Raw genomic sequence first — 23264 nt, forward strand, 5'->3', positions numbered from 1 at the left:
CGAGGCCGTTACGCCATGACAGATACCGAAGTAAAGGCGCCAAAGATCGAATTCCCTGCAAAGGATTACCCGATCAAAGTGATCGGCGACACCATTGTGGACATCAAGCAGAAGATCATCGATATCGTGGCCAAGCACGCGACGATCAACGATGAGAAAGTGGACGAACGCCAGAGCAGCAACGGCAAGTACACCACCATCCAGCTACACATCATCGCCACCGGTCAAGACCAGCTGTACGACATCAACAGCGAACTGCGGGCTACCGGTTTCGTGCACATGGTGCTGTGATGCCGGGCACGCTGGGCTTTCGCGAGCTCGGCCAGATGGCTTACGAGCCGGTCTGGCATGCCATGCAGCGCTTCACCAACGAACGCGGCACTGACGCCGCGGACGAGATCTGGCTGGTGGAACACCCGCCGGTGTTCACCCAGGGCCAGGCCGGCAAGGCCGAGCACCTGTTGCTGCCGGGAGATATCCCGGTGGTGCAGGTCGATCGCGGCGGGCAGGTGACTTATCACGGTCCCGGCCAATTGGTGGCCTACCTGTTGCTGGATGTGCGCAAACTGGGTTTCGGCGTGCGTGACCTGGTCACCCGCATGGAACACTGCCTGATCGAGTTGCTGGCCAGCTACGGCGTCACTGCCGCAGCCAAGCCGGACGCGCCGGGTGTCTACGTCGACGGGGCAAAAATTGCTTCGTTGGGTCTGCGCATCCGCCATGGTTGCTCCTTCCATGGCCTGGCCCTGAACGTGGACATGAACCTGGAACCGTTTCGACGGATTAATCCCTGCGGCTACGCCGGGCTGGCGATGACCCAGCTGAGCGATCACGCAGGATCGATTGAATTTGCCGAGGTAAGTGCCCGGCTGCGCGCGCAGCTCGTCAAACACCTCGACTATGCTGAGCAGACGACCCTAACGGGCGGAATCGACTGATATGACTACTGATGCAGTGCAAACCATGATCCCGACGCTGGATGTCACCGAGCGTCCGGCCCCGCGTGCCAAGGTAGAAGCCGGCGTCAAGCTGCGCGGCGCCGAGAAGGTTGCACGCATCCCGGTAAAGATCATTCCGACCACCGAGCTGCCGAAGAAACCTGACTGGATCCGCGTGCGCATCCCGGTGTCCCCGGAAGTCGACCGCATCAAGGCCCTGCTGCGCAAACACAAGCTGCACAGCGTCTGCGAAGAAGCATCCTGCCCGAACCTGGGCGAGTGCTTCTCCGGCGGCACCGCCACGTTCATGATCATGGGCGACATCTGCACCCGTCGTTGCCCGTTCTGCGACGTCGGCCACGGCCGTCCGAAGCCACTGGACACCAACGAGCCGCAAAGCCTGGCCATCGCCATCGCCGACCTGAAACTCAAGTACGTGGTGATCACCTCGGTTGACCGCGACGACCTGCGTGACGGCGGTGCCCAGCACTTTGCCGACTGCATCCGCGAGATCCGCAAGCTGTCGCCGAACGTGCAGCTCGAAACCTTGGTCCCGGACTACCGTGGCCGCATGGACGTGGCGCTGGAAATCACCGCCGCCGAGCCGCCGGATGTGTTCAACCACAACCTGGAAACCGTGCCGCGCCTGTACAAGGCTGCGCGTCCGGGTTCGGATTACCAGTGGTCGCTGACCCTGCTGCAACGCTTCAAGCAGATGATGCCGCACATTCCGACCAAATCCGGCCTGATGCTGGGCCTGGGCGAAACCGACGAAGAAGTCATCGAAGTCATGAAGCGCATGCGCGAACACGACATCGACATGCTGACCCTCGGCCAATACCTGCAACCGTCCCGCAGCCACTTGCCGGTGCAGCGTTTCGTGCACCCGGACGTGTTCGCCTGGTTCGCCGAGGAAGGCTACAAGATGGGCTTCAAGAACGTCGCGTCCGGCCCGTTGGTGCGTTCCTCGTACCACGCCGACGAGCAGGCGAAGCTGGTCAAGGCCGAGCTGATCGCCTCCTTGTGATGCGCGGCTGAACGACAAAAACGCCCGCACGGCTTCGGCCATGCGGGCGTTTTTTTGCCTGGCCTACGTCCACGGTGGTCTTTTCCCGCACAGCGCGGCGCGATCGACCCTCTTCTGTTTATGCCCGTTCCTGACTACTGTGTGCTGAAGATTTCACGCTGGGAGATTCATGGATGACCGTTCGACCGATCCACACCCTTTTTCCTCACGCCCCTGTGCCGGCCTTGCCGTCGGAAGGGCTGATCGGCGTGATTGCGCCCGCCGGCCCCGCCACCCTGGACACTGATAAGGCTGTGCAATGGATGCGCGCCCGGGGTTATGCGCTGCGGGTGTTTCCCGGTGTTTACCAGCAAGACGGCTACCTGGCCGGCAGCGACGAGGTGCGACTCAACGATTTGCATGGGGCGTTCGCCGACCCTGAAGTCGACGCGATCATTTGCCTGCGCGGCGGTTACGGTACGCCGCGTTTGCTCGATCGCCTCGACTTCGACTTGCTGCGTGCCAACGCCAAGCCTTTCATCGGCTACAGCGACATCACCGCGTTGCATCTGGCCATCAGCCGTCATGCAGGCTTCGTGACCTTTCATGGGCCGTTGCTCAACGCGGATTTGCTGGGGGACAAGCAAAAGCCTACCGAGGCTTCGTTCTTCAACATGCTGCGCGGGCAACTGAAGGCCGGCAGCGTGCTCACGCACCCGGTGGCCTACCCGTTGAGCACCATCGAGCCTGGCATCGCTCACGGGCGCTTGCTGGGGGGCAATCTGTCGATGATTGCCGCAACCATGGGCACGCCGTACGAAATCGAGGCCGAAGGCGCCATTCTGTTCATCGAGGACATCAACGAGCCGCTGTACCGCATCGACCGGCTGCTGACCCATCTGCGCCTGGCCGGCACGCTCGGCAAGCTGCGCGGGGTGTTGGTCGGGGATGTGGCGGGGGTGGAGGCTGCTGCGTTGGCGCGGCTGCTCAAGCAGACCTTTGAACCGTTGCGGATTCCGGTGCTGGCCGGATGGCGCAGCGGGCATTGCGACCCGAACCTGACGCTGCCCATGGGGGCGCTGGTCAAGCTGGATGCGGGGAACAAGGTGTTGGTGTTGGAGCAGGATGTGGTGGTCAAGCGTTAGAGCGTGGTCGTCAGTTAGTCAGTCTTCGCGGGCAAGCCTCGCTCCTACAGAGCGCGCAACACTGTAGGAGCAAAGCTTGCTCGCGATGCTTTTAACGGCTACGCAAACCTTCCAACAATTTGTGCGTCGGATAACCATCCGCTGGCCAGCCAAACGACTGCTGGGCGCTGCGGATTGCCTTACGGGTATTGGCACCGATGATGCCATCGGCAGTGCCCGCCTCGTAGTTCTGCGCACTCAGCAGGTTTTGCAGTTCGATACGCTCGCTGCGGCTCAGCGGCAAATCGTCTTTTGGCCAAGTGCCGTTGATCAGGCCTGCGCCGTTGAAGCGTTCGGACAGCAGACTCACCGCCAAGGCATACGATGACGAGTTGTTGTACTTGAGGATTGCGCGGAAGTTGTCGAGGACCAGGAACGCCGGGCCGCGATAACCGGCCGGGAGCAGCAGGGCGGCCGACAAGTGTTCGGCGCCCGCCGGAACCTGCGCGCCATTGGGCAGGGTCACGCCCAGTTGCAGCCATTCGGCCACGCTTTTGCGCATCGTGCCGTCAGCCAGGACGTAATTGAAGTTGCCAGGCAGTTGCGCTTCGAAGCCCCACGGCTGGCCTTTCTGCCAGCCGGAGCTTTGCAGGTAATGCGCGGTCGAGGCCAGGGCGTCGGCCGGGCTGCCCCAGATATCTCGGCGACCGTCACCATCGAAATCCACGGCGTGGGTGTTGTAGGTGGTCGGAATGAACTGGGTCTGACCCATGGCACCGGCCCAGGAGCCGAGCATTTTCTCCGGCGTGATATCGCCCTGTTGCAGGATCTGCAGGGCGGCGATCAGTTGCGCATGGGCAAAGCCCGGGCGCCGGCCTTCATAGGCCAGGGTCGCCAGGGAATTGATCACCGACTTGGTGCCCTGGAATTGCCCGAAGTTACTTTCCATGCCCCACACCGCGACGAGTGCCTGACGGTCGACGCCGTAGCGCTGCTCGATGCTTTGCAGGATGTCGGCATACTGGCTGACCAGCGCCTGGCCTTTGCGCACCCGCAGTGGCGACAGCGCGCCGTCGAGGTATTCCCACACCGGGCGGGAGAACTCCGGTTGGCTACGGTCGGCGCGGATCACGCTGTCGTCGAAGCTGACATTGGCGAAGGCACGGTCGAACAGATCGGCGCGAATACCGGCGGCCAGGGCGTCCTTGCGAAAACCCGCCTGCCATTCGGCGAAGGTCTGGGTCGGCTGGATGTCGAGGTTGTCACCGCTCGGCACCACGGGCGGAATCACCGCGGGGGCGGTCGCGACGGGGACGGTCTGAAGCGGTTGGGCGTCGGCGGCGGTCGGTTTTTCTGCGCAGGCGACAAGCAAGATGAGGCTGGAGGCAGCGATCAATTGGCGTAAGTGCCAACGACGGGAAAGACAAAGGGGCATGCACAGGTCCAGGGAATACGAATCAGGTGCAGACCTTAACATGGAGAAGGGGGGCTGTGCTTCAAGCGGCCAGAAAGTAAGAAGCCTCCCAGCTATTAGACTGGAAGGCTTCGCGGCGGTAGCTGCCTTTGCCCTTGCCGGCTCGTTCCTGACGGCTGCGGAACAGTGGCTGGGCGATGATGGATTTGGCCTTGTTCGGGCCATTTTTAGATGGCTTTTTGCTCATGATCGGATCTCACAGATAGGTGGGTTTTGCGGGGGAAATAATCTGCCGAAGTTGGGGTTCTGTCCAGCCCCTTGTGGCGAGGGGGCTTGCCCCCGTTCGGCTGCGAAGCAGTCGCAAAACCTGCGTCCGCCTAGTACCTGGAAAAACTCGGTTGCAAATCTCAGGGCCGCTTCGCGCCCCAACGGGGGCAAGCCCCCTCGCCACAAGAAGCCTTACTCTGCGGGCAAGTTCAGGCGCTGCCCAGCCATCAACAACGACAACCGACTCAAACTCATCCACGGCGAACCCGCTGCTTGCCCTTTGATTTGTGCATCAATGCGCTGCGCTTCCAGCAACAACTGCGCCCAGCGTTGCGCCGAGTAGCGTTGCAGGGCTTTGCTCATCAGTGGTTTGCGCTTGTCCCAGACCGGCGGCCGGGCCGAGCTGAAGGCTTTGTCCAGCGGCACACCCTGGCTGTATTGCAGCGCCAGGCTGGCCAGCAGGCGCAGCTCCCGGGCCAGGGCCCAGAGAATCACCGGCGGCTCGACACCCTCGCCGCGCAGCCCTTCGAGCATGCGCAAGGCGTGGGCGGCTTCGCCGTTGAGGATCGCATCGGTCAGGCCGAACACGTCAAAGCGCGCACTGTCGGCCACGGCCGCCTGCACGGTTTCGACGGTGATCTGGCCACCCTCGGCCATCAGCTTGAGTTTTTCGATTTCCTGGGCGGCGGCCAACAAGTTGCCCTCGACCCGGGCAGCGATCAGTTCGACCGCGTCCTGGCTGGCAGACAGCCCAGCCTGGGACAAGCGCTGGCGAATCCAGCTCGGCAACTGATTGGCATCCACCGGCCAGATCTGCACGAACTGGGTCTGCGCACCTTCAACCAGCGCCTTGCCCCATTTGGTCTTTTGCGCGGCGCCATCGAGCTTGGGCAGGCTGATCAGCAAGATCGTGTCTTCGGCCGGGCGCGAGCAGTATTCAATGAACGCGGCGGCGCCTTTGTCACCCGGCTTGCCGGAGGGCAGGCGCAGTTCCAATAGGCGCTTTTCGGCGAACAACGACATGCTCGCACCGGCCTGCAGCAGCGTTCCCCAATCGAAACTGGCGTCGGCGGCAAAGACCTGGCGTTCATCGAAACCTTGCTGGCGAGCTGCCGCGCGAATGGCGTCAGCTGCTTCCTGGCACAGCAACGGGTCATCACCACTGATGATGTAGACCGGCGCGAGGGCACCTTGCAGGTGTTTGGCGAGTTGAGCTGGGGCGAGTTTCATAAGAGAGGGCAAACGGGGCGCCTGGGCGCCCCGTAAGTCTTATTGCTGCGGGATTTCGACTGGCGACTGGCGCGGGGTTTCCGCTTCAGCCTTCTGTGCTGCGTTCAGTGCATCGGCTTCAGCCTTGGCACGGGCATTGGCAGTATTTTGCAGCTGCTCCAGCTGGGTCGGCGTGATCTGCTGCAGGCGCAGCATCATGCGTTGAACCAGTTCACGACGGGTTTCTACGCGGGCAGTGGCCGCTTCCTGATCGGAACCCACCAGGTTGTTGCCGTCGTGGATGAAGATTTTCTGCACTTCAAGCTTGTCGCTCATCAGGGCCAGGTCATGCTCGCCACGGATGTCGTAGTTCAGCACGGTGGTCACCTGATACTCACCCGTACGACCGGCACCGGCGTAGCTGAGGATGCGCTGGCTTTCCTGCTCGTCCGTCAGGATCAGCTTGTACGGTGCACCGGTATAAACCTTGACGCCGCTGCTCGACAGCACCTGACGCAGTTGCGTCACGGTTTCGCCATAGGCGTTGCGGGCGCTCAGGTCGAGTTCCTTGATCGCCAGTTCGGTGGTGCCAGTGCCGCGCAGCTGGAAACCGCAGGCGCTCAACAGGACTGCGAGGCCCATCACCAGCAGATTGCGTTTGATCATCTTGTTGCTCCCCTTGAAACCATGTGGGCCGACCGTGCGGCCCGAAAGGTTTAACTCGGCGCCAGGCTCACCTGGCGCCTGATCCAATTAGCTGGCGACGATATTGACCAGTTTCCCGGGCACTACGATCACTTTACGAATAGTCAGGCCATCGACAAAACGCAGTACGTTTTCGTTGGCCCGTGCGGCGGCTTCGACTTCTTCGCGAGTCGCGCTGGCCGGCATTTCAATCTGGCCGCGCAGCTTGCCGTTGACCTGAATCACCAGTTGCAGGCTGTCCTGTACCAGGGCGCTCTCATCCAGTACCGGCCAGCTTGCGTCGATCACCGGGTCGGCGTGACCCAGTTGATTCCACAGCTCGTGGCTGATGTGCGGAGTGATCGGTGCCAGCAGCAGGACCACGGTTTCCAGGCCTTCGTGAATCAGCGCGCGATCCTGTGCGGTGCCTTGCGGGGCTTTTTCCAGCACGTTCATCAGCGTCATCACCTGGGCGATGGCGGTGTTGAATTTGTGGTTCTGGCCGACGTCGTGGCTGGCTTGCTTGATCGCCTGGTGGATCGAACGGCGAATGGCTTTCTGCTCGTCGTTCAGGCCGGCGACGTTCAGTTTGCCCGGCAAGCCCTGAGTCACGTGGGCTTGGGCCAGGCGCCAGACGCGCTTGAGGAAGCGGTGCGAACCTTCAACGCCGGAGTCCGACCATTCCGCGCTCATGTCGGGCGGCGAGGCGAACATCATGAACAGGCGGCAAGTGTCTGCGCCGAACTGGTCGATCATCGACTGTGGGTCGACGCCGTTGTTCTTGGACTTGGCCATCTTCTCGGTGCCGCCGATTTCCACCGGCAGGCCGTCAGCGATCAGCTTGGCGCTGATCACCTTGGCCTTGCTGTCGCGCTCGAGTTCCACGTCCGCCGGGTTGAACCAAGTGAAAGCACCATTGGCTTCGCGACGATAGTAAGTCTCGGCGATCACCATGCCCTGGGTCAGCAGGTTCTTGAACGGCTCGTTGGAGCTCACCAGGCCTTCGTCACGCATCAGCTTGTGGAAGAAGCGCGCGTACAGCAGGTGAAGAATCGCGTGTTCGATACCGCCGATGTACTGATCCACCGGCAACCAGTGGTCGGCCGCGGATTTTTCCACCAGGCCGCCTTGATAGTGCGGCGAGGCGTAGCGGGCGTAGTACCACGAGGACTCGACGAAGGTGTCCATGGTGTCGGTTTCACGCTTGGCCGGTGCACCACATTTCGGGCAGCTGCACTCGTAGAACTCGGGCATGCGTGCCAGTGGCGAACCGGCGCCGTCCGGCACCACGTCTTCCGGGAGGACGACCGGCAGTTGATCTTCCGGGACCGGCACATCACCGCAGGTTTCGCAGTGGATGATCGGGATCGGGCAGCCCCAGTAGCGCTGGCGGCTGATGCCCCAGTCGCGCAGGCGGAACTGGGTGCGCGAGGCACCGAGGTTTTTCTTGATCAGCGCGACTTCCATGGCGTCGAAGGCGCCTTCGAAGTCGAGGCCGTCGAACTCGCCGGAATTGATCAGCGTGCCGTGCTCGCCGTAGGCGTCTTGCCATGGCGCCGGGTTGGTGTCGCCCGAACTGGTGCGCACCACGGATTTGATCGGCAGGTTGTACTTGGTGGCGAACTCGAAATCACGTTCGTCGTGGGCCGGGACTGCCATCACGGCGCCGTCGCCGTAATGCATCAGCACATAGTTGGCGACCCACACCGGGAGTTTCTCACCGGTCAGCGGGTGCTCGACGAACAGCGAGGTCGGCAGGCCTTTTTTCTCTTGGGTGGCGACGTCGGCTTCAGCGACGCTGCCGCCCTTGCATTCAGCGATGAACGCTTGCAGCTCGGGACTGTTCTTTGCGGCCAGGGTGGCCAGCGGGTGTTCGGCGGCGACCGCTACGTAGGTCGCGCCCATCAGGGTGTCCGGGCGGGTGGTGAAGACTTTCAGCACGCCGCTTTCGCCGATGGAGTCGACGTTGTACGGGAACTGCACTTCCATGCCCCGGGACTTGCCGATCCAGTTGCGCTGCATGGTCTTGACCTGTTCAGGCCAGCCCGGCAGATCGTCGAGGCTCGACAGCAGCTCATCCGCGTAGGCGGTGATCTTGAAGTAGTACATCGGGATTTCGCGCTTTTCGATCAGCGCGCCGGAACGCCAGCCGCGCCCGTCGATCACCTGTTCGTTGGCCAGGACGGTCTGGTCGACCGGGTCCCAGTTCACGGTACCGCTCTTCTTGTAGATCACGCCTTTTTCGAACAGGCGCGTGAACAGCCATTGTTCCCAGCGGTAGTAGTCCGGCTTGCAGGTGGTCACTTCGCGGGACCAGTCCACCGCCAGGCCCAGGCTGCGCAGCTGGGTTTTCATGTAGGCGATGTTTTCGTAGGTCCACTTGGCGGGCGCTACGTTGTTCTTCATCGCGGCGTTTTCCGCCGGCATGCCGAAGGCGTCCCAACCCATGGGTTGCAGAACGTTCTTGCCTTGCATGCGCTGGTAGCGGGAGATCACGTCGCCGATGGTGTAGTTGCGCACGTGCCCCATGTGTAGCTTGCCGCTGGGGTAAGGGAACATCGACAGGCAGTAGAACGTCTCCTTGCCTGGCTGTTCACTGACTTCAAAGGACTTTTGCTCGTCCCAGAACGACTGGGCGGCGGCTTCGATTTCACGGGGCTGATATTGTTCGTGCATGGCTACTTTTGAACTGAATAGGGGTGGCCTAATCCTCTTCAATGCAACCCTGGACGGTGATCGCGCCAAATCGGCGGTTCGGTGTCCAGGCGAGCTGGAAGTGGAGTTACAGGAAGCGCCGTAGCATACATGACCGCACTCTATCGAGGGAAACCCTGATTACAGGCAAAAAGTCGCCCCAAACCTGCCGCGAGGGCCGTTGGTCGCAGGGTTCAGCCGGTTTGTTGATGGAAGCTAAGCTCCTAATTGGGGAGTGAGTCTTATCTTCAATGAGGTGAGGGATGGTTGAGTCACGACATAAAGTTACAAAACCGGAGCTGTATGAGCGACTGATCGATCGTCTGGGGATGGCTCTGGACGCGGCAAAAACCGCCGGTCGGTTGCGAGATGAACGTCCCCTGGAGCTGGAGTTGCGTGGCCTGAGCCCCGCAGAGTTTGCACTGGTCAAGGCGTATCTGGATCGCAGTGAACGTGAAACACAGGGATGCTTGTCTGAAGCAGTGAAGCAACTCGACGCACCACGTTCCGCCAAGATCATCTGGCTCAAGGACAAAACACCCGGCAGGGACGCGGTAAAGGTCCGGTCCCTGCAATTCAAGTAAGGGCACTTGAAGCCATGACGCATGGTTTTTTCAGCATAGTCCTTCCGCATTAGTTGTCGCATGGCGTCAACCCACTTAGGCTTCGGGCATCTCTGGAGATGCTCGATGCCTTTTCGTTATTTCGTGAAACAACTTCTGTTGCCTCCCGGCATTCTTTTGCTGCTGCTCGCGCTTGCCTGGTGGTTGCGCCGCTCAAGGCCACGCCTGGCCGGGTTTTGCTTTGCCCTGGGGCTTGGCGGGTTCTGGCTGATGAGCTTGCCGGTGGTGGTGCAATGGAGCGCCAAGGCCCTGGAACGGGAGCCGGCGCTGGCCCTGGATGAATGGGCGACCCTGGGTCAGCGCGCCGATGCGATTGTGGTGCTGGGTTCCGGGCGTGAGCGGGGCGACCTCGCCTGGGGCGCCGACCAACCAACCGGCGTGGGCCTGGAGCGACAGCGTTATGCCGCACGGTTGGCCAAGGCCTCGGGCCTGCCGGTCCTCACCAGCGGCGGCTTGCATTACGGCACGCCGCCCACCGAAGCCAAGTTGATGGCGGATTCGCTGCTCGACGATTTCGGCGTGACCGTGCGCTGGCAGGAAGGGCGTAGCCGCACCACTTGGGAAAATGCGCAGTTCAGTGCCGAGGTGTTGCTGCCGCAAGGGATCAAGCGCGTGGTGGTGGTGACGCAGGCCTGGCACATGCCGCGGGCGGTCTGGAGTTTCAAACAGGCGGGATTTGAAGTGGTGCCCGCGCCAGTGGGGTTTTTAGGTGTGGACAATGCCCGGCCGCTGGGCGGCTGGATGCCGGAATTCAAATCGATCTGGCAGAGCGGGCAGTTGTTGAACGAGGCGGTGGGGCAGGTCGGGTATTCGATGTTCTACCGCTGAACACTGTGGCGAGGGGGCTTGCCCCCGTTCGGCTGCGAAGCAGTCGCAAACCTACTGACGCGGTGTTCCAAACATCAGGTAGATGGGGGCGCTTCGCACCCCAACGGGGGCAAGCCCCCTCGCCACAAAAGCTCGCCAGATTTCAGACGGTCTTGGCCATCCGGCTCGCCACTAACGCCCAGCCAAACAACAACACACACACAATGATCAACGGCCACGAACGCCATTCCAGGTACGGCGTCAGGTTGTGCATCGGCACCACCTCGCCATACAGAATCCCGCGTTCGAACTGCGGAAGCTGGGTCGTGATCTGCCCGAAGGGGTTGATCAGGCCGGTCACGCCATTGTTGGTGGCGCGGATCATCCAGCGGCCGGCCTCCAATGCGCGCATCTGCGCCATCTGCAAATGTTGCAGCGGGCCGATAGAGGTGCCGAACCAGGTGTCGTTACTAATCGTCAGCAATAGATCGCTACGGGCGGCGAGGCCGGCGGCAAACTCCGGGTAGACCACTTCATAGCAAATGAACGGCGCGATCTGATAACCCTTGGCTTGCAACATCGCCTGATCGGCAGGCCCGCGGGCAAAGTCCGACATCGGCAGGTCGAAGAAGGCGATCAGTCCACGCAAAATATCCTGCAACGGCACGTACTCGCCAAACGGCACCAGTTTCTGCTTGAGGTACGTGCCGTCGCCTTCGCCGACCACGGTGATGCCGTTGAAGAAGCGTCGTTCATGCCGCACTTCCTGGCGAATCGGTACGCCGGTAATCAGCGCAGTCTTACGCTCGGCGGCGAAGTTTCCCATCATGTTCAGGTAGCCCTCGGCGGACTCCTTGAGCACCGGGACGGCGGTTTCCGGCCAGATCAGCAGGTCGACGCGCTTGGAGCTGAAGCTCATGTCGCGGTACAGCGCCAGCTGCGAGTTGAGCTGCGCCGGGTCCCACTTCATGCTTTGTTCGATGTTGCCCTGAATGGCGGCGACGCTCAGGGGCGGACCGGCCGGGGTGGTCCAGGCATGTTCCTTGAGCAACAGGCCGGCGACCCATGGCCCGGCCAGCAACACCACGCCCGCCGCGATGAAGCCTGTGCGACCCGTGCGAATCAGTCGTGGAGCGTTCCAGATCAACGCGGCTGTCAGCGCCAGGGTAAAGGAAATCAACCACATCCCGCCGACCGGCGCGAGCCCGGCCAACGGGCCGTCGAGCTGGCTGTAACCGGAATAGAGCCACGGGAAACCGGTGAGGAACCAGCCACGAAAGGCTTCCTGGCCGACCCACAACGCCGCAAACGCCAACGCATCGGCCAGCGGCGCTTCGTTACGGCGCAACCAGCGTGCCCAGATCCAGGCCGGCAGGGCGAAGAACCAGGCAATCGCCGCGGTGAAGATCAGCATCAGGAAACCGGCCAGCAACACCGACGCCCCACCGAAATGGTGGATGCTGTAGTAGATCCAGCTGGTGCCGGCGCCAAACAGGCCGAAACCGAAACACCAGCCACGGCCCAGGGCCTGACGGGGGTTCAGTTCTCGCAAACCGGCATAGAAGAAACCGACCGCCAGCAACGCCAACGGCCAGATATCGAACGGCGCCAACGCCAGGGTGGTGATTGCACCGGCCAACACGGCCAGCAGATTACCGGGCCAGCCGGGACGGGTCAGACGGTGCATTTCAATCCTTAGCGTGCAATTGGAGTCAGGCGCAGCAAGTGAATCCGACGGCTGTCAGCATTCAGGATACGGAAGCGATACGGCCCGATTTCAGTGATTTCGTTGCGTTTTGGCAAGTGCCCGAACGCGCTCATCACCAGGCCGCCCACCGTGTCGAACTCATCGTCGGAGTACTGGCTGTCGAAGAACTCGTTGAAGTTCTCGATCGGCGTCAGGGCCTTGATCAGGAAGTCACCGCTGGGCAGTGGCTTGATGTAGCTGTCCTCTTCGACGTCGTGCTCGTCTTCGATGTCGCCGACGATTTGTTCCAGCACGTCTTCGATGGTCACCAGACCCGCCACGCCGCCGTATTCGTCGATGACGATGGCCATGTGATTGTGGTTGGCGCGGAACTCGCGCAGCAGCACATTCAGGCGCTTGGACTCCGGCACGAACGTGGCCGGGCGCAGCAGGTCCTTGATGTTGAAGCTGTCGCCGTTCTCCTTGAGGATCAACGGCAGCAAGTCCTTGGCCAGCAACACGCCCATCACGTCATCGTGGCTTTCGCCGATCACCGGGTAGCGGGAGTGGGCCGAGTCGACCACGGCGGGCAGGAACTCGCGAGGTGTCTGGGTCGCCTTGATGCTGATCATCTGCGAGCGCGGGACCATGATGTCCCGAACTTGCAGGTCAGCCACCTGGATGGCGCCTTCGACGATGGCCAGCGCTTCGCTGTCCAGCAGTTTGTTTTGGTGTGCGTCGCGCAGCAGCTCCAGCAGCTCCTGGCGGTTCTTCGGCTCGTGGGCAAAAGCCTGGGTGAGCTTACCCAGCCATGACTTCTGCCCGTTGCTCGATCGATCTTCGCTCATAGCGATTACTCTGAATCCTTTGTTGTAACAATAGGGGATGTTTCGGTTTCGTCGTCCGCGTAAGGGTCGGGATAACCCAACTCGGCAAGCAACGTTCGTTCCAGTGCTTCCATTTCCTCGGCTTCCTCGTCATCTATATGGTCGTAACCAAGCAGATGCAAGCAGCCGTGAATGACCAGATGCGCCCAATGGGCCTTTGGTTCCTTGCCTTGTTCCGCGGCTTCGCGCTCGACCACCGCCACGCAGATCACCAGATCGCCCAGCAGGGGAATGTCGAGAAACTCGTCGGGCACGTCGGCCGGGAACGACAAAACGTTGGTTGCGTAGTCTTTCTGCCGCCAGGTGAAGTTCAGTTCGCGGGCTTCTTCTTCGTCGACCAAACGGATGGTCATTTCAGAATCGGCAGTGCGCTGGCGCAGGGCCAGTTCGCACCATTGGCGGAACTCGGCTTCGCTGGGGACAGGCGCTTCGGTGGCCTGTTGCAGATCAAGCTCAAGCATCGTGGCGTTTATCCTTTGGCGCTTCATCGGCCACGCGATTCTCGAAGCGCTCGTAGGCTTCGACGATGCGTTGTACCAATGGATGGCGCACCACGTCCTTGGGCATGAAATGGGTGAAGCTGATACCCGGCACGTCTTTCAGGACTTCGATCACATGGTGCAGCCCGGATTTGGTGCCTTTGGGCAGGTCGACCTGGGTGATGTCACCGGTGATGACCGCCGTGGAGCCGAAGCCGATGCGGGTCAGGAACATCTTCATCTGCTCGACGGTGGTGTTCTGGCTTTCGTCGAGGATGATGAAACTGTTGTTCAGCGTGCGACCGCGCATGTAAGCCAGCGGTGCGACTTCGATCACCTGGCGCTCGATCAGCTTTGCCACGTGTTCGAAGCCGAGCATTTCGTAGAGCGCGTCGTACAGCGGGCGCAGGTACGGATCGATTTTCTGCGACAGGTCGCCGGGCAGGAAGCCAAGCTTTTCGCCAGCCTCAACCGCCGGGCGCACCAGCAGGATGCGGCGAATCTGCTCGCGTTCCAGCGCGTCTACCGCGCAGGCAACGGCCAGATAGGTCTTGCCGGTACCGGCCGGGCCGATGCCGAAATTGATGTCGTTACCGAGGATTTCCTTCACGTAGCGCAGCTGATTCAAGCCGCGAGGGCGAATCATGCCTTTCTTGGTGCGCAAGGCAACGGAGGGTTCGCCGGGGGAGACGTTGTCCAATTCTTCGACGGCCGATTCCTGCAGGAACAGGTGAACCGTATCCGGCGACAGCTCCGTACCCTTGGTTTCCCGGTACAGGCGGCGGATCAGGTTTTCCGCAGAAGTGGTGTGCTTGGGTTCGCCGATCAGCTCGAACTGGTTTCCGCGATTGCGGATCTCGATGGTCAGGCGTTGTTCGATCAAGCGCAGATGCTCGTCGAATTGCCCGCACAGATTGGCGAAGCGGCGAGCCTCAAAGGGCTCGAGGATAAAACGATGTGGTTCGATGGGTGCGTTCAAGGTCGTATTTAGCCGCCCTGGGGCAATTAAGATGAAATCAAGGATAACGCCAGTGGGCTGGGTACGAAAGCTCTTAAACAGACCAATGTCTAACGGACACTTCATACCTGTGGCGAGGGAGCTTGCTCCCGCTCGGCTGCGAAGCAGTCGCAAGCCAGTCACCTCAGTACAACCTGCAGATATTGGGAGCGCTTCGCACTCCAGCGGGAGCAAGCTCCCTCGCCACAAAAAGCCCGCAGTCACGGGCATTCAGGTGATTATTGGATCAGCGAGCCCCGCAATGAGTGCGGCTGTGCCGCATCAATATGCACATCGGCGAATTGGCCGATCAGGGTTGGATTGTCGCAGCGGAAGTTGACGATACGGTTATTCTCGGTCCGGCCTTGCAGCTCACCGGGGTCTTTTTTCGAATAATCGGTCACCAGAATCCGCTGGACCGAGCCGACCATTTGTCGGCTGATCTCGAAACCTTGCTGGTTCAAGCGATGTTGCAGCGCGTTCAGGCGTTCTTTTTTCAGTGCTTCCGGCGTTTCGTCGGCCAGGTCGGCGGCCGGAGTGCCCGGGCGCTGGCTATAAACGAAGGAGTAGGAGAAGTCGAAACCGACGTCTTCGATCAGCTTCATGGTCTGTTCGAAGTCTTTCTCGGTCTCGCCCGGGAAGCCGACGATAAAGTCGGAACTGATGCAGATCCCCGGCACGGCGGCCCGCAGCTTGCGCAGTTTGGATTTGTATTCCAGCGCGGTGTGGTTGCGCTTCATCGCCGACAGGATGCGGTCCGAACCCGATTGCACTGGCAAGTGCAGGTGTTTCACCAGTTCCGGCACATCGGCGTGGGCCTGGATCAGGCTGTCGGAGAACTCCAGCGGGTGCGACGTGGTGTAGCGAATCCGGTCGATGCCATCGACGGCGGCCACCACGCGGATCAGCTCGGCCAGATCCGCCAGGCGCCCATCGTGGGTGGTGCCGCGATAACCGTTGACGTTCTGCCCCAGCAGGGTCACTTCGCGCACGCCGTTTTCGGCCAGGTGAATGATCTCGGCGATCACGTCGTCGAACGGCCGGCTGACTTCTTCACCCCGGGTGTAGGGCACCACGCAGAACGTGCAGTACTTGCTGCAACCTTCCATTACCGACACGTAAGCGCTCGGGCCATCGATGCGCGGCTCGGGCAAATGGTCGAATTTTTCGATTTCCGGGAACGAGACGTCGACTTGCGGCAGCTTAGTGGCGCGGGCAGCATCGATCATTTCCGGCAGGCGGTGCAGGGTTTGCGGGCCGAAGACCACGTCCACATACGGTGCGCGGTCGCGGATGGCGGCGCCTTCCTGGCTGGCCACGCATCCGCCGACGGCGATCACCATGTCCGGGTTGGCCAGTTTCAATTCGCGCCAGCGACCGAGCTGGGAATACACCCGGTCCTGGGCGCGTTCACGGATCGAGCAGGTGTTGAGCAGGATCACGTCGGCATCTTCGGCGCGAGCGGTGACTTCCAGGGCCTGATGTTCACCCAGCAGATCGACCATGCGCGAGCTGTCGTACTCGTTCATCTGGCAACCGTGGGTTTCGATGTAAAGCTTCTTGGCCATGGACAGAGTCATCACGTGATTCAAAGAACCGCGCATTATAGGGAACATGTCCCAAGGTTCCTACCGTTGTGCGTCCGGTGGCTATGCTATAGTTCGCGCCCTCATTTTTATCCCCAATGTGTTGCCCGCCCACCATGACCAAACGTGAAGCCCCAATCTACAAGGTGATTTTCCTCAACCAGGGCCAGGTGTACGAAATGTATGCCAAGCAGATCTATCAAAGTGATCTGTGGGGCTTCCTGGAAGTGGAAGAGTTCGTCTTTGGCGAGCGCACGCAAGTGGTCGTCGATCCGAGCGAAGAGAAACTCAAGGCTCAGTTCGAGGGCGTGGTGCGCAGTTTCGTGCCGATGCATTCGATCGTGCGCATCGACGAAGTCGAGCGCCTCGGTACGCCGAAAATCAGCGAAGCCCGCGGCGCGGTCGGCAATGTGATGCCGTTTCCGATGCCGATGCCTGAAAAATAGCTTTCGCCTCGACTTTGTGTCGTCTGATTTCAGTGTGTAGGACGCTTCTGATATTTATCCGGCGTATTGACTGCTTGTCGGAAAAATATCAGGTTGTGGTCATGCAGTGAATGCCATGAGTCCAACCATAAAAAACCGCAAACTGAAAACCGTTTACGGTCAATTGCCCGGTTGCGTCAAAAGTTTGTTGGCGATGCCCAACGTTGAACGCAAGTTGCCACTCGGCGGCTAATCAAGCACTGCCTATTTATGAAACAGTTATTGGCGGACTTATTGGTTCGGGGGTAGCTCTGTGCGCGATTCTCGTTATGACATTCTTTTCGAGCCGGTCCAGATTGGCCCCGTTCGTACGCGTAACCGTTTTTACCAGGTGCCCCACTGCAATGGCATGGGGCATGTGCATCCCTCGGCAATGGCTCGCATGCGTGGAATAAAAGCCGAGGGGGGCTGGGGGGTGGTCTGCACGGAGGAATGCGAGATCAGTCCCCTGAGCGAATTCTCCCCTTATATAGAGGCGCGTCTGTGGGATGAGCGTGACATCCCGGCACTGGCCCGCATGTGCGAGGCGGTCCATCAGCATGGTTCATTGGCCGGTGTTGAACTGGCTTTCAACGGCTACTCCGCCCCCAATCGATACAGTCGCGAAATCCCGTGGGCGCCGTCAAACACGCCGGTGCGCAGCTATGACCCCGTACAGGCCAGGGCCATGAGCCGGGCCGATATCCAGCAACTGCGCCAGATGCACCGGGCTGCTGCGTTGCGGGCGCGTCAGGCGGGTTTCGACATTGTCTACGTATACGCGGGCCACGACCTCGGCCTGCCGTTTCATTTCCTGACCCCGCGCAACAATCGCCGCACCGATGAATACGGCGGAGTGCTGAAGAACCGTGTGCGTCTGTTGCGCGAATTGATTGAAGACACCCGGGACGCGGTGGGTGATCGTTGTGCGGTGGCCGTGCGCCTGGCGGTGGATGAGCAGGCCGCCGACGGCCTGTCCCGGGAGGGCGAAGGCGCTGAAATCTTCTCGATGCTGGCGGATTTGCCCGACCTGTGGGACGTCAATGTCGCCGACTGGGCCAACGACAGTGTGACCTCGCGCTTTGCCAGCGAGGGCTATCAAGAGACATTGTTGCTGGGGCTCAAGGCGCTGACCCGCAAGCCGCTGGTGGGGGTTGGTCGATTCACCTCGCCTGACACCATGGTGTCGCTGGTGCGCCGCGGGGTGCTGGACCTGATCGGTGCCGCGCGCCCCTCCATTGCTGATCCCTTTCTGCCGAAGAAAATCGAAGAAGGGCGGATGGACGAAATCCGTGAGTGCATCGGCTGCAATATCTGCGTCAGTGGTGATCACACCAGCACACCGTTGCGCTGCACCCAGAACCCGACCATGGGCGAAGAGTGGCGGCGGGGCTGGCATCCTGAGTCGGTGGCGCGTGTGGGCCATCCCGGCCGGGCGCTGGTGATCGGGGCGGGGCCTGCCGGGCTTGAATGCGCGCGGGTGCTAGGCCTGCGGGGCATGGACGTGGCGCTGGTAGAAAGCTCGCGCAACCTGGGCGGTCGCGTGACGCTTGAGTCCAGGCTCCCGGGGTTGGCGAGCTGGTCACGGGTGGTCGACTATCGCCTCGACGCGCTGAATCGGCTGGCCTCAGTGGACATCTACCGCGAGAGCCGGCTGAACGCCCAGGATGTGCTGGACTTTGCCGCCGAGCACGTCTTCATCGCAACCGGATCTCACTGGCGCCGGGACGGTCTGGGTCGGGCTTTGCGCCAGGTCCTGCCGGGTTTGTCCGGCATCCCCGTGCTGACTCCGGATGATGTGCTGGCTGGCGCCATCCCGCCGTCCCCCGTGCTGTTGTTCGACGACGATCACTATTACCTTGGCAGCGTACTGGCCGAGCATCTGGTGGATCGGGGGGTGGAAGTGATCTTCGTCACCCCGGCGGCGGACGTGGCGACATGGACCCACAACACCCTCGAGCAGCACCGCATCCAGCGTCGCCTGCTGGAGCTGAATATCACCATCATCGCGTCCCACACGCTGTGCAGCGTCACGCCCGATGGTGTGATGGCGGGCTGTGTCTATACCGGCCGACCGCGTGTGATTCCGGCGGCCTCGTTGCTGTTGGTGACTTCCCGGGAGCCCGATCAAGCGCTGTACCAGGCGCTCCATGATGCGCCGCAAGTGTGGCGGGATGTCGGTATTCAAACCGTAGAGTTGGTCGGTGACTGTCTGGCGCCAGGCACGATTGCGGCGGCCGTGTATGGCGGGCATCGGCTGGGGCGAGAGTTCGATGCGCCCGCCGCTTCATTAACGATGCGTCGAGAGGTTCCGTATCTGGACGTGTTGTAACGCAGTCCTGTTCTTCTAATAACAAGGAATAGAACAATGAAAAAAATAATCCTGTTGTTATTGCTATTGGTCGTTGTGTTATTCAGCGTTTCACTCTTTGCCAAAGATTATGAAGTCATACGATTCGGTGCTGACCCCAACTACGCACCCTTCGCTTATAAGGATGAGACTGGCAAGTTGGTCGGTTTCGAGATTGATATCGGCAATGGTATCTGCGCGCATCTGGAAGTTCGTTGCCAGTGGGTTGAAATCGACTCTGATGGCCTGATCCCCAGTCTTCTGGCCGGAAAGATCGACGCGATATTGGCGTCCATGAGCATTACTGCGGCGCGGCTGAAGGTTATCGATTTCTCCTCGGAGGTTTTTTCCAGTCCCACGGCCATGGTGTTCAGGAAGGGCGAAAACCTTGAAGAACCCAAGGGCCAGTCCGTTGGCTATTTGCAGGGCACCACCCAGGAAATCTATGCCAGGCAGGTATTGGCCAAGGCGGGCATGAAAGTGTTGGCTTACCCGGATCAGGAGCAGGCCTACGCCGATCTGGTCGCAGGTCGCTTGCAAGCCTCTTTGCAGGATGCGCAGCAGGCTCAGAGCGGCTTCCTGAGTTCGCCCCGGGGTGCCGGTTTTGTCCTGGGGCCGCTGATTGAAAGCGAGCTGATGCCGTCGACAAGCGGTATTGGCATCGCCAAAGGCAATGCCACCTTGAAAACCATGCTGGATCGGGGGTTGGCCGCCCTGCATGCCGACGGCACCTATGTGCGGTTGCAAGACACGTACTTCGACGGTGTGGACATGTTCAGCGGCAACTAACCGACTTTTTGACCTGGCCGGGGCGGTGTTGGCAGTGCGTTCCCGGTTCCGGCCGACGGGAGATCCGATGCAGACCAAACAACATCATTTGCTGGCGGCGGTGCCGGGCACGGCGCGGCAGATTCACAGCTTCCATTACGGCCCGGCGCACGCGGACGGCAAGATCTATATCCAATCGTCCCTGCACGCCGACGAACTGCCGGGGATGCTGGTGCTGTGGCATCTCAAGCGACGGTTGGAAGAATTGGAAGCCGCCAATCTACTGCGCAAACCAATCGTGCTGGTGCCGGTCGCCAATCCGGCAGGGCTGGAGCAAGTGCTGATGGACGTCCCCCAAGGACGTTTCGATAACGACAGCCGAGAAAACTTCAATCGGTTCTTTCTGGATGTCAGCCAGCAAGTGGGCGATGCAGTGATGACCGGGTTGACCGACAGCCTCGACGACAATCTGGGGCTGATCCGTTCGACCCTGTTGCAGGTATTGGCCAGCCAGATCCCCACGACCCAGCTGCAATCCTTGCGTCTGGTTCTGCAAACCCTGGCCTGCGATGCCGATATCGTGCTGGACCTGCATTGCGACTTTGAGGCCGTACAGCATCTGTACCTGTCACCGGATTTCTGGACCCAGGTCGAACCCTTGGCCAGGTATCTGGGTGCCAAGGCCTGCTTTATGGCAAAAGACGCAGGCGGGCGCTCGTTCGATGAGAGTTTCACGCTGTTCTGGTCGCAGATGCAGGCACGTTTCCCTGGGCGCTTTGCGAGGCCGGGGTTTGCGGTGACGGTAGAGTTGCGGGGAGTGGCTGACGTAAGCCATGAGCTGGCGGGGCAGGACTGCCAGGGTTTGATCAATTACTTGACCCACGTTGGCGCGATCGACGCTGACGCACCACCTTTACCGCCGTTGCTCAACCGACCGACGCCGCTGGCGGGTGTCGAACCGCTGATAAGTCCATTTGGCGGGCTGATCGTGTTTTGTGCGCAGGTTGGTGATTATCTGGCGGCCGGGCAGGTGGTGGCTGAGATCATCGATCCGGTCAGCGACCGTGTCACGACGGTGGCTTGTGTCCGGGAAGGGCTGCTGTATGTGCGTTCGTTACGGCGAATGGCCACGGCGGGCATGACGATCGCCCATGTTGCTGGCGTCGAGGCGTATCGGCAAGGCTATCTGTTATCGCCTTGAGGGGGGGATCAGGGCAGCGGCGAGAAAGGCGTCCGCCCATCGGCGCTCTGCAATTCCATCAGGTATTTACGGAAGATTTGCCCCAGCACCTGCGTGGCCACTTCCAGATCTTCGCGGGGCATTTTCTCGGCGACTTCATCGGCGGTGTCCAACGCATCTTCTGCGCCGTTGACCGCGGCCATTTTCAGCACGATATAGGCCTGAACGTTATTGGCCGGCACGCCTTCGCCGTGGAAGAACATGGTGCCGAGTTTGAATTGCGCCTGGGCGTGGCCTTGCAGCGAGGCCTTTTCGAAGAATTTAAGCGCTTTATCGAGGTCACGCGGCGTATTTTTGCCGTCGTAGTAGAACTCGCCCAACTCGTATTGCGCTTGCGCATCCCCTTCATCCGACGCTTTCTGGCAGGCGGCCAGCGCTTGCGTCAGGTCTTGCGGCTGAGTATTGAGGGTGCAGCGACCCATCGCTGGGATCAACAACGAGTTGCCGCCTGCTTGTGCGAGCGCGAGCAGGGGCTGAAGGAGCAACAGGCAGCCCAATGCAAGGGTGCGGCCGGTGCGGTTCATGGGAATCGACTTACCTCTGAAGGGCGCGCGGACCCATCGAGGGATCCAATAAGCGCGCATTATGAAATAAGCAGGGCCAACCTTACAAAGTCTTTACTCGTTTTTCTGCTGCGCGGGGAATATATCGCCTACTTTGCGGGAGATTATTGGCACAAGGGTAGGAAAAGACGCAGGAATGTAGGTAAAAGCTGACGCTGGCAATCGCCAACGTCAGCGGCACAGCGTTATTTCAGTGCGGCGAAGGCGCGTTCGGCAGCATCCAAAGTCAGTTTCAACTCGGTTTCGCCGTGGGCAATCGAGGTGAAGCCGGCTTCGAAGGCACTCGGCGCCAGGTATACGCCACCTTCCAGCATCAAGTGGAAGAAGCGCTTGAACAGGTTGGCGTCGCTGGACATCACATCATCGAAGGTCACGATGTCGTCGGCACCGCTGAAGTACAGGCCGAACATACCGCCCGCCTGGGTGGTCACGAATGGGATGCCCGCCGCATCGGCGCGCTGTTGCAGGCCATCGAGCAGGCGGCTGGTGTAGTCGCTCAGTTCGGCGTGGAAGCCCGGACGGCTGATCAGGCGCAGGGTGGTCAGGCCGGCGGCCATGGCCAGCGGGTTACCCGATAAGGTGCCTGCCTGATACACCGGGCCCAGTGGCGCGATGTGCGACATGATTTCGCGCTTGCCGCCGAAACAGCCGACCGGCATGCCGCCGCCGATGATCTTGCCGAAGGTGCTCAGGTCCGGGGTCACGCCGAAGTGCGCCTGGGCACCGCCGAGTGCCACGCGGAAACCGGTCATCACTTCGTCGAAGATCAGCACCACGCCGTGCTTGTCGCACAGGGTCCGCAAGCCTTCGAGGAAACCCGGTGCCGGCGGTACGCAGTTCATGTTGCCGGCCACCGGCTCGACGATGATGCATGCCACGGTCTGGCCGACTTCGGCGAGCATGACTTCCACGGCGTCAATGTCGTTGAACGGCAGGGTCAGGGTGTGTTTCGCGAAGTCAGCAGGGACACCCGCCGAACTCGGTACGCCTTGGGTCAGCAGACCGGAACCGGCCTTGACCAGCAGGCTGTCGGAGTGGCCGTGGTAGCAGCCTTCGAACTTGATGATCGCGTCGCGGCCGGTAAAACCACGGGCCAGGCGGATCGCACTCATGGTCGCTTCGGTGCCGGAGCTGACCATGCGCACCATTTCCATCGACGGCACGATCGAGCAGACCAGGTCGGCCATCTCGGTTTCCATCGCGGTCGGCGCGCCGTAGGACAAGCCGTGTTCCAGCTGTTTACGCACGGCGTCGAGCACGTCCGGGTGGCTGTGGCCGAGGATCATCGGGCCCCAGGAGCCAACGTAATCCACATAACGCTTGTCGTCTTCGTCAGTGACGTAGGCACCTTCAGCGTGTTTGAAGAACAGCGGCGTGCCGCCAACGCTCTTGAACGCGCGAACCGGGGAATTCACGCCACCGGGAATGTGTTTCTGGGCATCGGCAAACAGGGTTTCGGAACGAGACATGATCGGGC

General features: G+C 60.9%; 22 protein-coding genes. 10 read left to right on the forward strand and 12 right to left on the reverse strand.

The window, feature by feature from the left end:
- The first annotated feature begins 15 nt into the window (after nt 1-15).
- From ACZ89E_RS26695 to ACZ89E_RS26710, 4 genes are all read left to right on the forward strand, one after another.
- Nucleotides 16-291: a DUF493 domain-containing protein gene (locus tag ACZ89E_RS26695; protein ID WP_133837585.1), complete on the forward strand. Its 276-nt coding sequence runs from the start codon at nt 16-18 to the stop codon at nt 289-291.
- Entirely contained in the window at nt 291-938 is a 648-nt protein-coding gene (lipB, locus tag ACZ89E_RS26700) for a lipoyl(octanoyl) transferase LipB (protein WP_133837586.1), read from the forward strand. The genes ACZ89E_RS26695 and lipB overlap by 1 nt, the downstream gene beginning before the upstream one ends.
- A gap of 1 nt (nt 939) precedes the next feature.
- The gene (gene lipA / locus ACZ89E_RS26705; protein WP_123404565.1) at nt 940-1965 is read left to right on the forward strand and encodes a lipoyl synthase; all 1026 of its coding nucleotides are present in this window, start codon (nt 940-942) and stop codon (nt 1963-1965) included.
- 173 nt (nt 1966-2138) lie between these two features.
- Nucleotides 2139-3089 (forward strand): S66 peptidase family protein, encoded by a 951-nt coding sequence (locus ACZ89E_RS26710; protein ID WP_149660884.1) that lies wholly within the window; start codon nt 2139-2141, stop codon nt 3087-3089.
- Between the two features lie 91 nt (nt 3090-3180).
- On the opposite strand, the gene ACZ89E_RS26715 is transcribed toward ACZ89E_RS26710, so the two are convergent.
- From ACZ89E_RS26715 to leuS, 5 genes are all read right to left on the reverse strand, one after another.
- Entirely contained in the window at nt 3181-4503 is a 1323-nt protein-coding gene (locus ACZ89E_RS26715) for a lytic murein transglycosylase (RefSeq protein ID WP_149660883.1), read from the reverse strand.
- A gap of 61 nt (nt 4504-4564) precedes the next feature.
- Nucleotides 4565-4729, reverse strand: a complete 165-nt coding sequence (gene arfA, locus ACZ89E_RS26720) for an alternative ribosome rescue factor ArfA (RefSeq protein WP_094470475.1) — start codon at nt 4727-4729, stop codon at nt 4565-4567.
- A 212-nt stretch (nt 4730-4941) separates the two neighbouring features.
- Complete coding sequence (gene holA, locus ACZ89E_RS26725) at nt 4942-5979, reverse strand: DNA polymerase III subunit delta (protein ID WP_476256733.1); 1038 nt, start codon at nt 5977-5979, stop codon at nt 4942-4944.
- Between the two features lie 39 nt (nt 5980-6018).
- Complete coding sequence (locus ACZ89E_RS26730) at nt 6019-6624, reverse strand: LPS-assembly lipoprotein LptE (RefSeq protein ID WP_149660882.1); 606 nt, start codon at nt 6622-6624, stop codon at nt 6019-6021.
- 87 nt (nt 6625-6711) lie between these two features.
- Nucleotides 6712-9318: a leucine--tRNA ligase gene (gene leuS, locus ACZ89E_RS26735; RefSeq protein ID WP_463258561.1), complete on the reverse strand. Its 2607-nt coding sequence runs from the start codon at nt 9316-9318 to the stop codon at nt 6712-6714.
- Between the two features lie 281 nt (nt 9319-9599).
- Here leuS and ACZ89E_RS26740 point away from each other — a divergent pair, with 281 nt between their 5' ends.
- Together ACZ89E_RS26740 and ACZ89E_RS26745 are read left to right on the forward strand one after the other, a co-directional pair.
- A complete protein-coding gene (locus tag ACZ89E_RS26740) occupies nt 9600-9920 on the forward strand; it encodes a hypothetical protein (RefSeq protein ID WP_476256734.1) in 321 nt (106 codons plus the stop codon).
- Nucleotides 9921-10025: 105 nt separating this feature from the next.
- Nucleotides 10026-10787 (forward strand): YdcF family protein, encoded by a 762-nt coding sequence (locus ACZ89E_RS26745; protein ID WP_476256735.1) that lies wholly within the window; start codon nt 10026-10028, stop codon nt 10785-10787.
- Nucleotides 10788-10929: 142 nt separating this feature from the next.
- On the opposite strand, the gene lnt is transcribed toward ACZ89E_RS26745, so the two are convergent.
- The 5 genes from lnt to miaB form a co-directional block, all read right to left on the reverse strand.
- A complete protein-coding gene (lnt, locus tag ACZ89E_RS26750; RefSeq protein ID WP_476256736.1) occupies nt 10930-12453 on the reverse strand; it encodes an apolipoprotein N-acyltransferase in 1524 nt (507 codons plus the stop codon).
- 8 nt (nt 12454-12461) lie between these two features.
- Nucleotides 12462-13301 (reverse strand): HlyC/CorC family transporter, encoded by an 840-nt coding sequence (locus ACZ89E_RS26755; RefSeq protein ID WP_133837594.1) that lies wholly within the window; start codon nt 13299-13301, stop codon nt 12462-12464.
- Nucleotides 13302-13306: 5 nt separating this feature from the next.
- Complete coding sequence (ybeY, locus tag ACZ89E_RS26760; protein ID WP_149660876.1) at nt 13307-13801, reverse strand: rRNA maturation RNase YbeY; 495 nt, start codon at nt 13799-13801, stop codon at nt 13307-13309.
- Nucleotides 13794-14798 (reverse strand): PhoH family protein, encoded by a 1005-nt coding sequence (locus ACZ89E_RS26765; protein ID WP_133837596.1) that lies wholly within the window; start codon nt 14796-14798, stop codon nt 13794-13796. Before ACZ89E_RS26765 ends, ybeY begins: the two co-directional genes overlap by 8 nt.
- A gap of 257 nt (nt 14799-15055) precedes the next feature.
- Nucleotides 15056-16384, reverse strand: coding sequence for a tRNA (N6-isopentenyl adenosine(37)-C2)-methylthiotransferase MiaB (gene miaB / locus ACZ89E_RS26770; protein ID WP_476256737.1), 1329 nt, complete (start codon nt 16382-16384; stop codon nt 15056-15058).
- A 134-nt stretch (nt 16385-16518) separates the two neighbouring features.
- On the opposite strand from miaB, the gene ACZ89E_RS26775 reads away from it, so the two are divergent.
- From ACZ89E_RS26775 to ACZ89E_RS26790, 4 genes are all read left to right on the forward strand, one after another.
- Entirely contained in the window at nt 16519-16848 is a 330-nt protein-coding gene (locus tag ACZ89E_RS26775; RefSeq protein WP_007894425.1) for a DUF1820 family protein, read from the forward strand.
- A gap of 292 nt (nt 16849-17140) precedes the next feature.
- Nucleotides 17141-19198 (forward strand): oxidoreductase, encoded by a 2058-nt coding sequence (locus tag ACZ89E_RS26780; RefSeq protein ID WP_476256738.1) that lies wholly within the window; start codon nt 17141-17143, stop codon nt 19196-19198.
- A 36-nt stretch (nt 19199-19234) separates the two neighbouring features.
- Nucleotides 19235-20005, forward strand: a complete 771-nt coding sequence (locus ACZ89E_RS26785) for a transporter substrate-binding domain-containing protein (RefSeq protein ID WP_149660873.1) — start codon at nt 19235-19237, stop codon at nt 20003-20005.
- A gap of 67 nt (nt 20006-20072) precedes the next feature.
- Entirely contained in the window at nt 20073-21185 is a 1113-nt protein-coding gene (locus ACZ89E_RS26790; RefSeq protein ID WP_476256739.1) for a succinylglutamate desuccinylase/aspartoacylase family protein, read from the forward strand.
- 8 nt (nt 21186-21193) lie between these two features.
- Here ACZ89E_RS26790 and ACZ89E_RS26795 read toward each other — a convergent pair whose 3' ends face one another.
- Both ACZ89E_RS26795 and hemL read right to left on the reverse strand, forming a co-directional pair.
- Nucleotides 21194-21748 carry a tetratricopeptide repeat protein gene (locus tag ACZ89E_RS26795; RefSeq protein ID WP_133837601.1) on the reverse strand — a complete coding sequence of 185 codons (555 nt, stop codon included), beginning with the start codon at nt 21746-21748 and terminating at the stop codon, nt 21194-21196.
- Nucleotides 21749-21972: 224 nt separating this feature from the next.
- Nucleotides 21973-23256: a glutamate-1-semialdehyde 2,1-aminomutase gene (hemL, locus tag ACZ89E_RS26800; RefSeq protein WP_149660871.1), complete on the reverse strand. Its 1284-nt coding sequence runs from the start codon at nt 23254-23256 to the stop codon at nt 21973-21975.
- Between the last annotated feature and the right edge of the window lie 8 nt (nt 23257-23264).

This window comes from Pseudomonas sp. TE3899, from assembly GCF_056279105.1.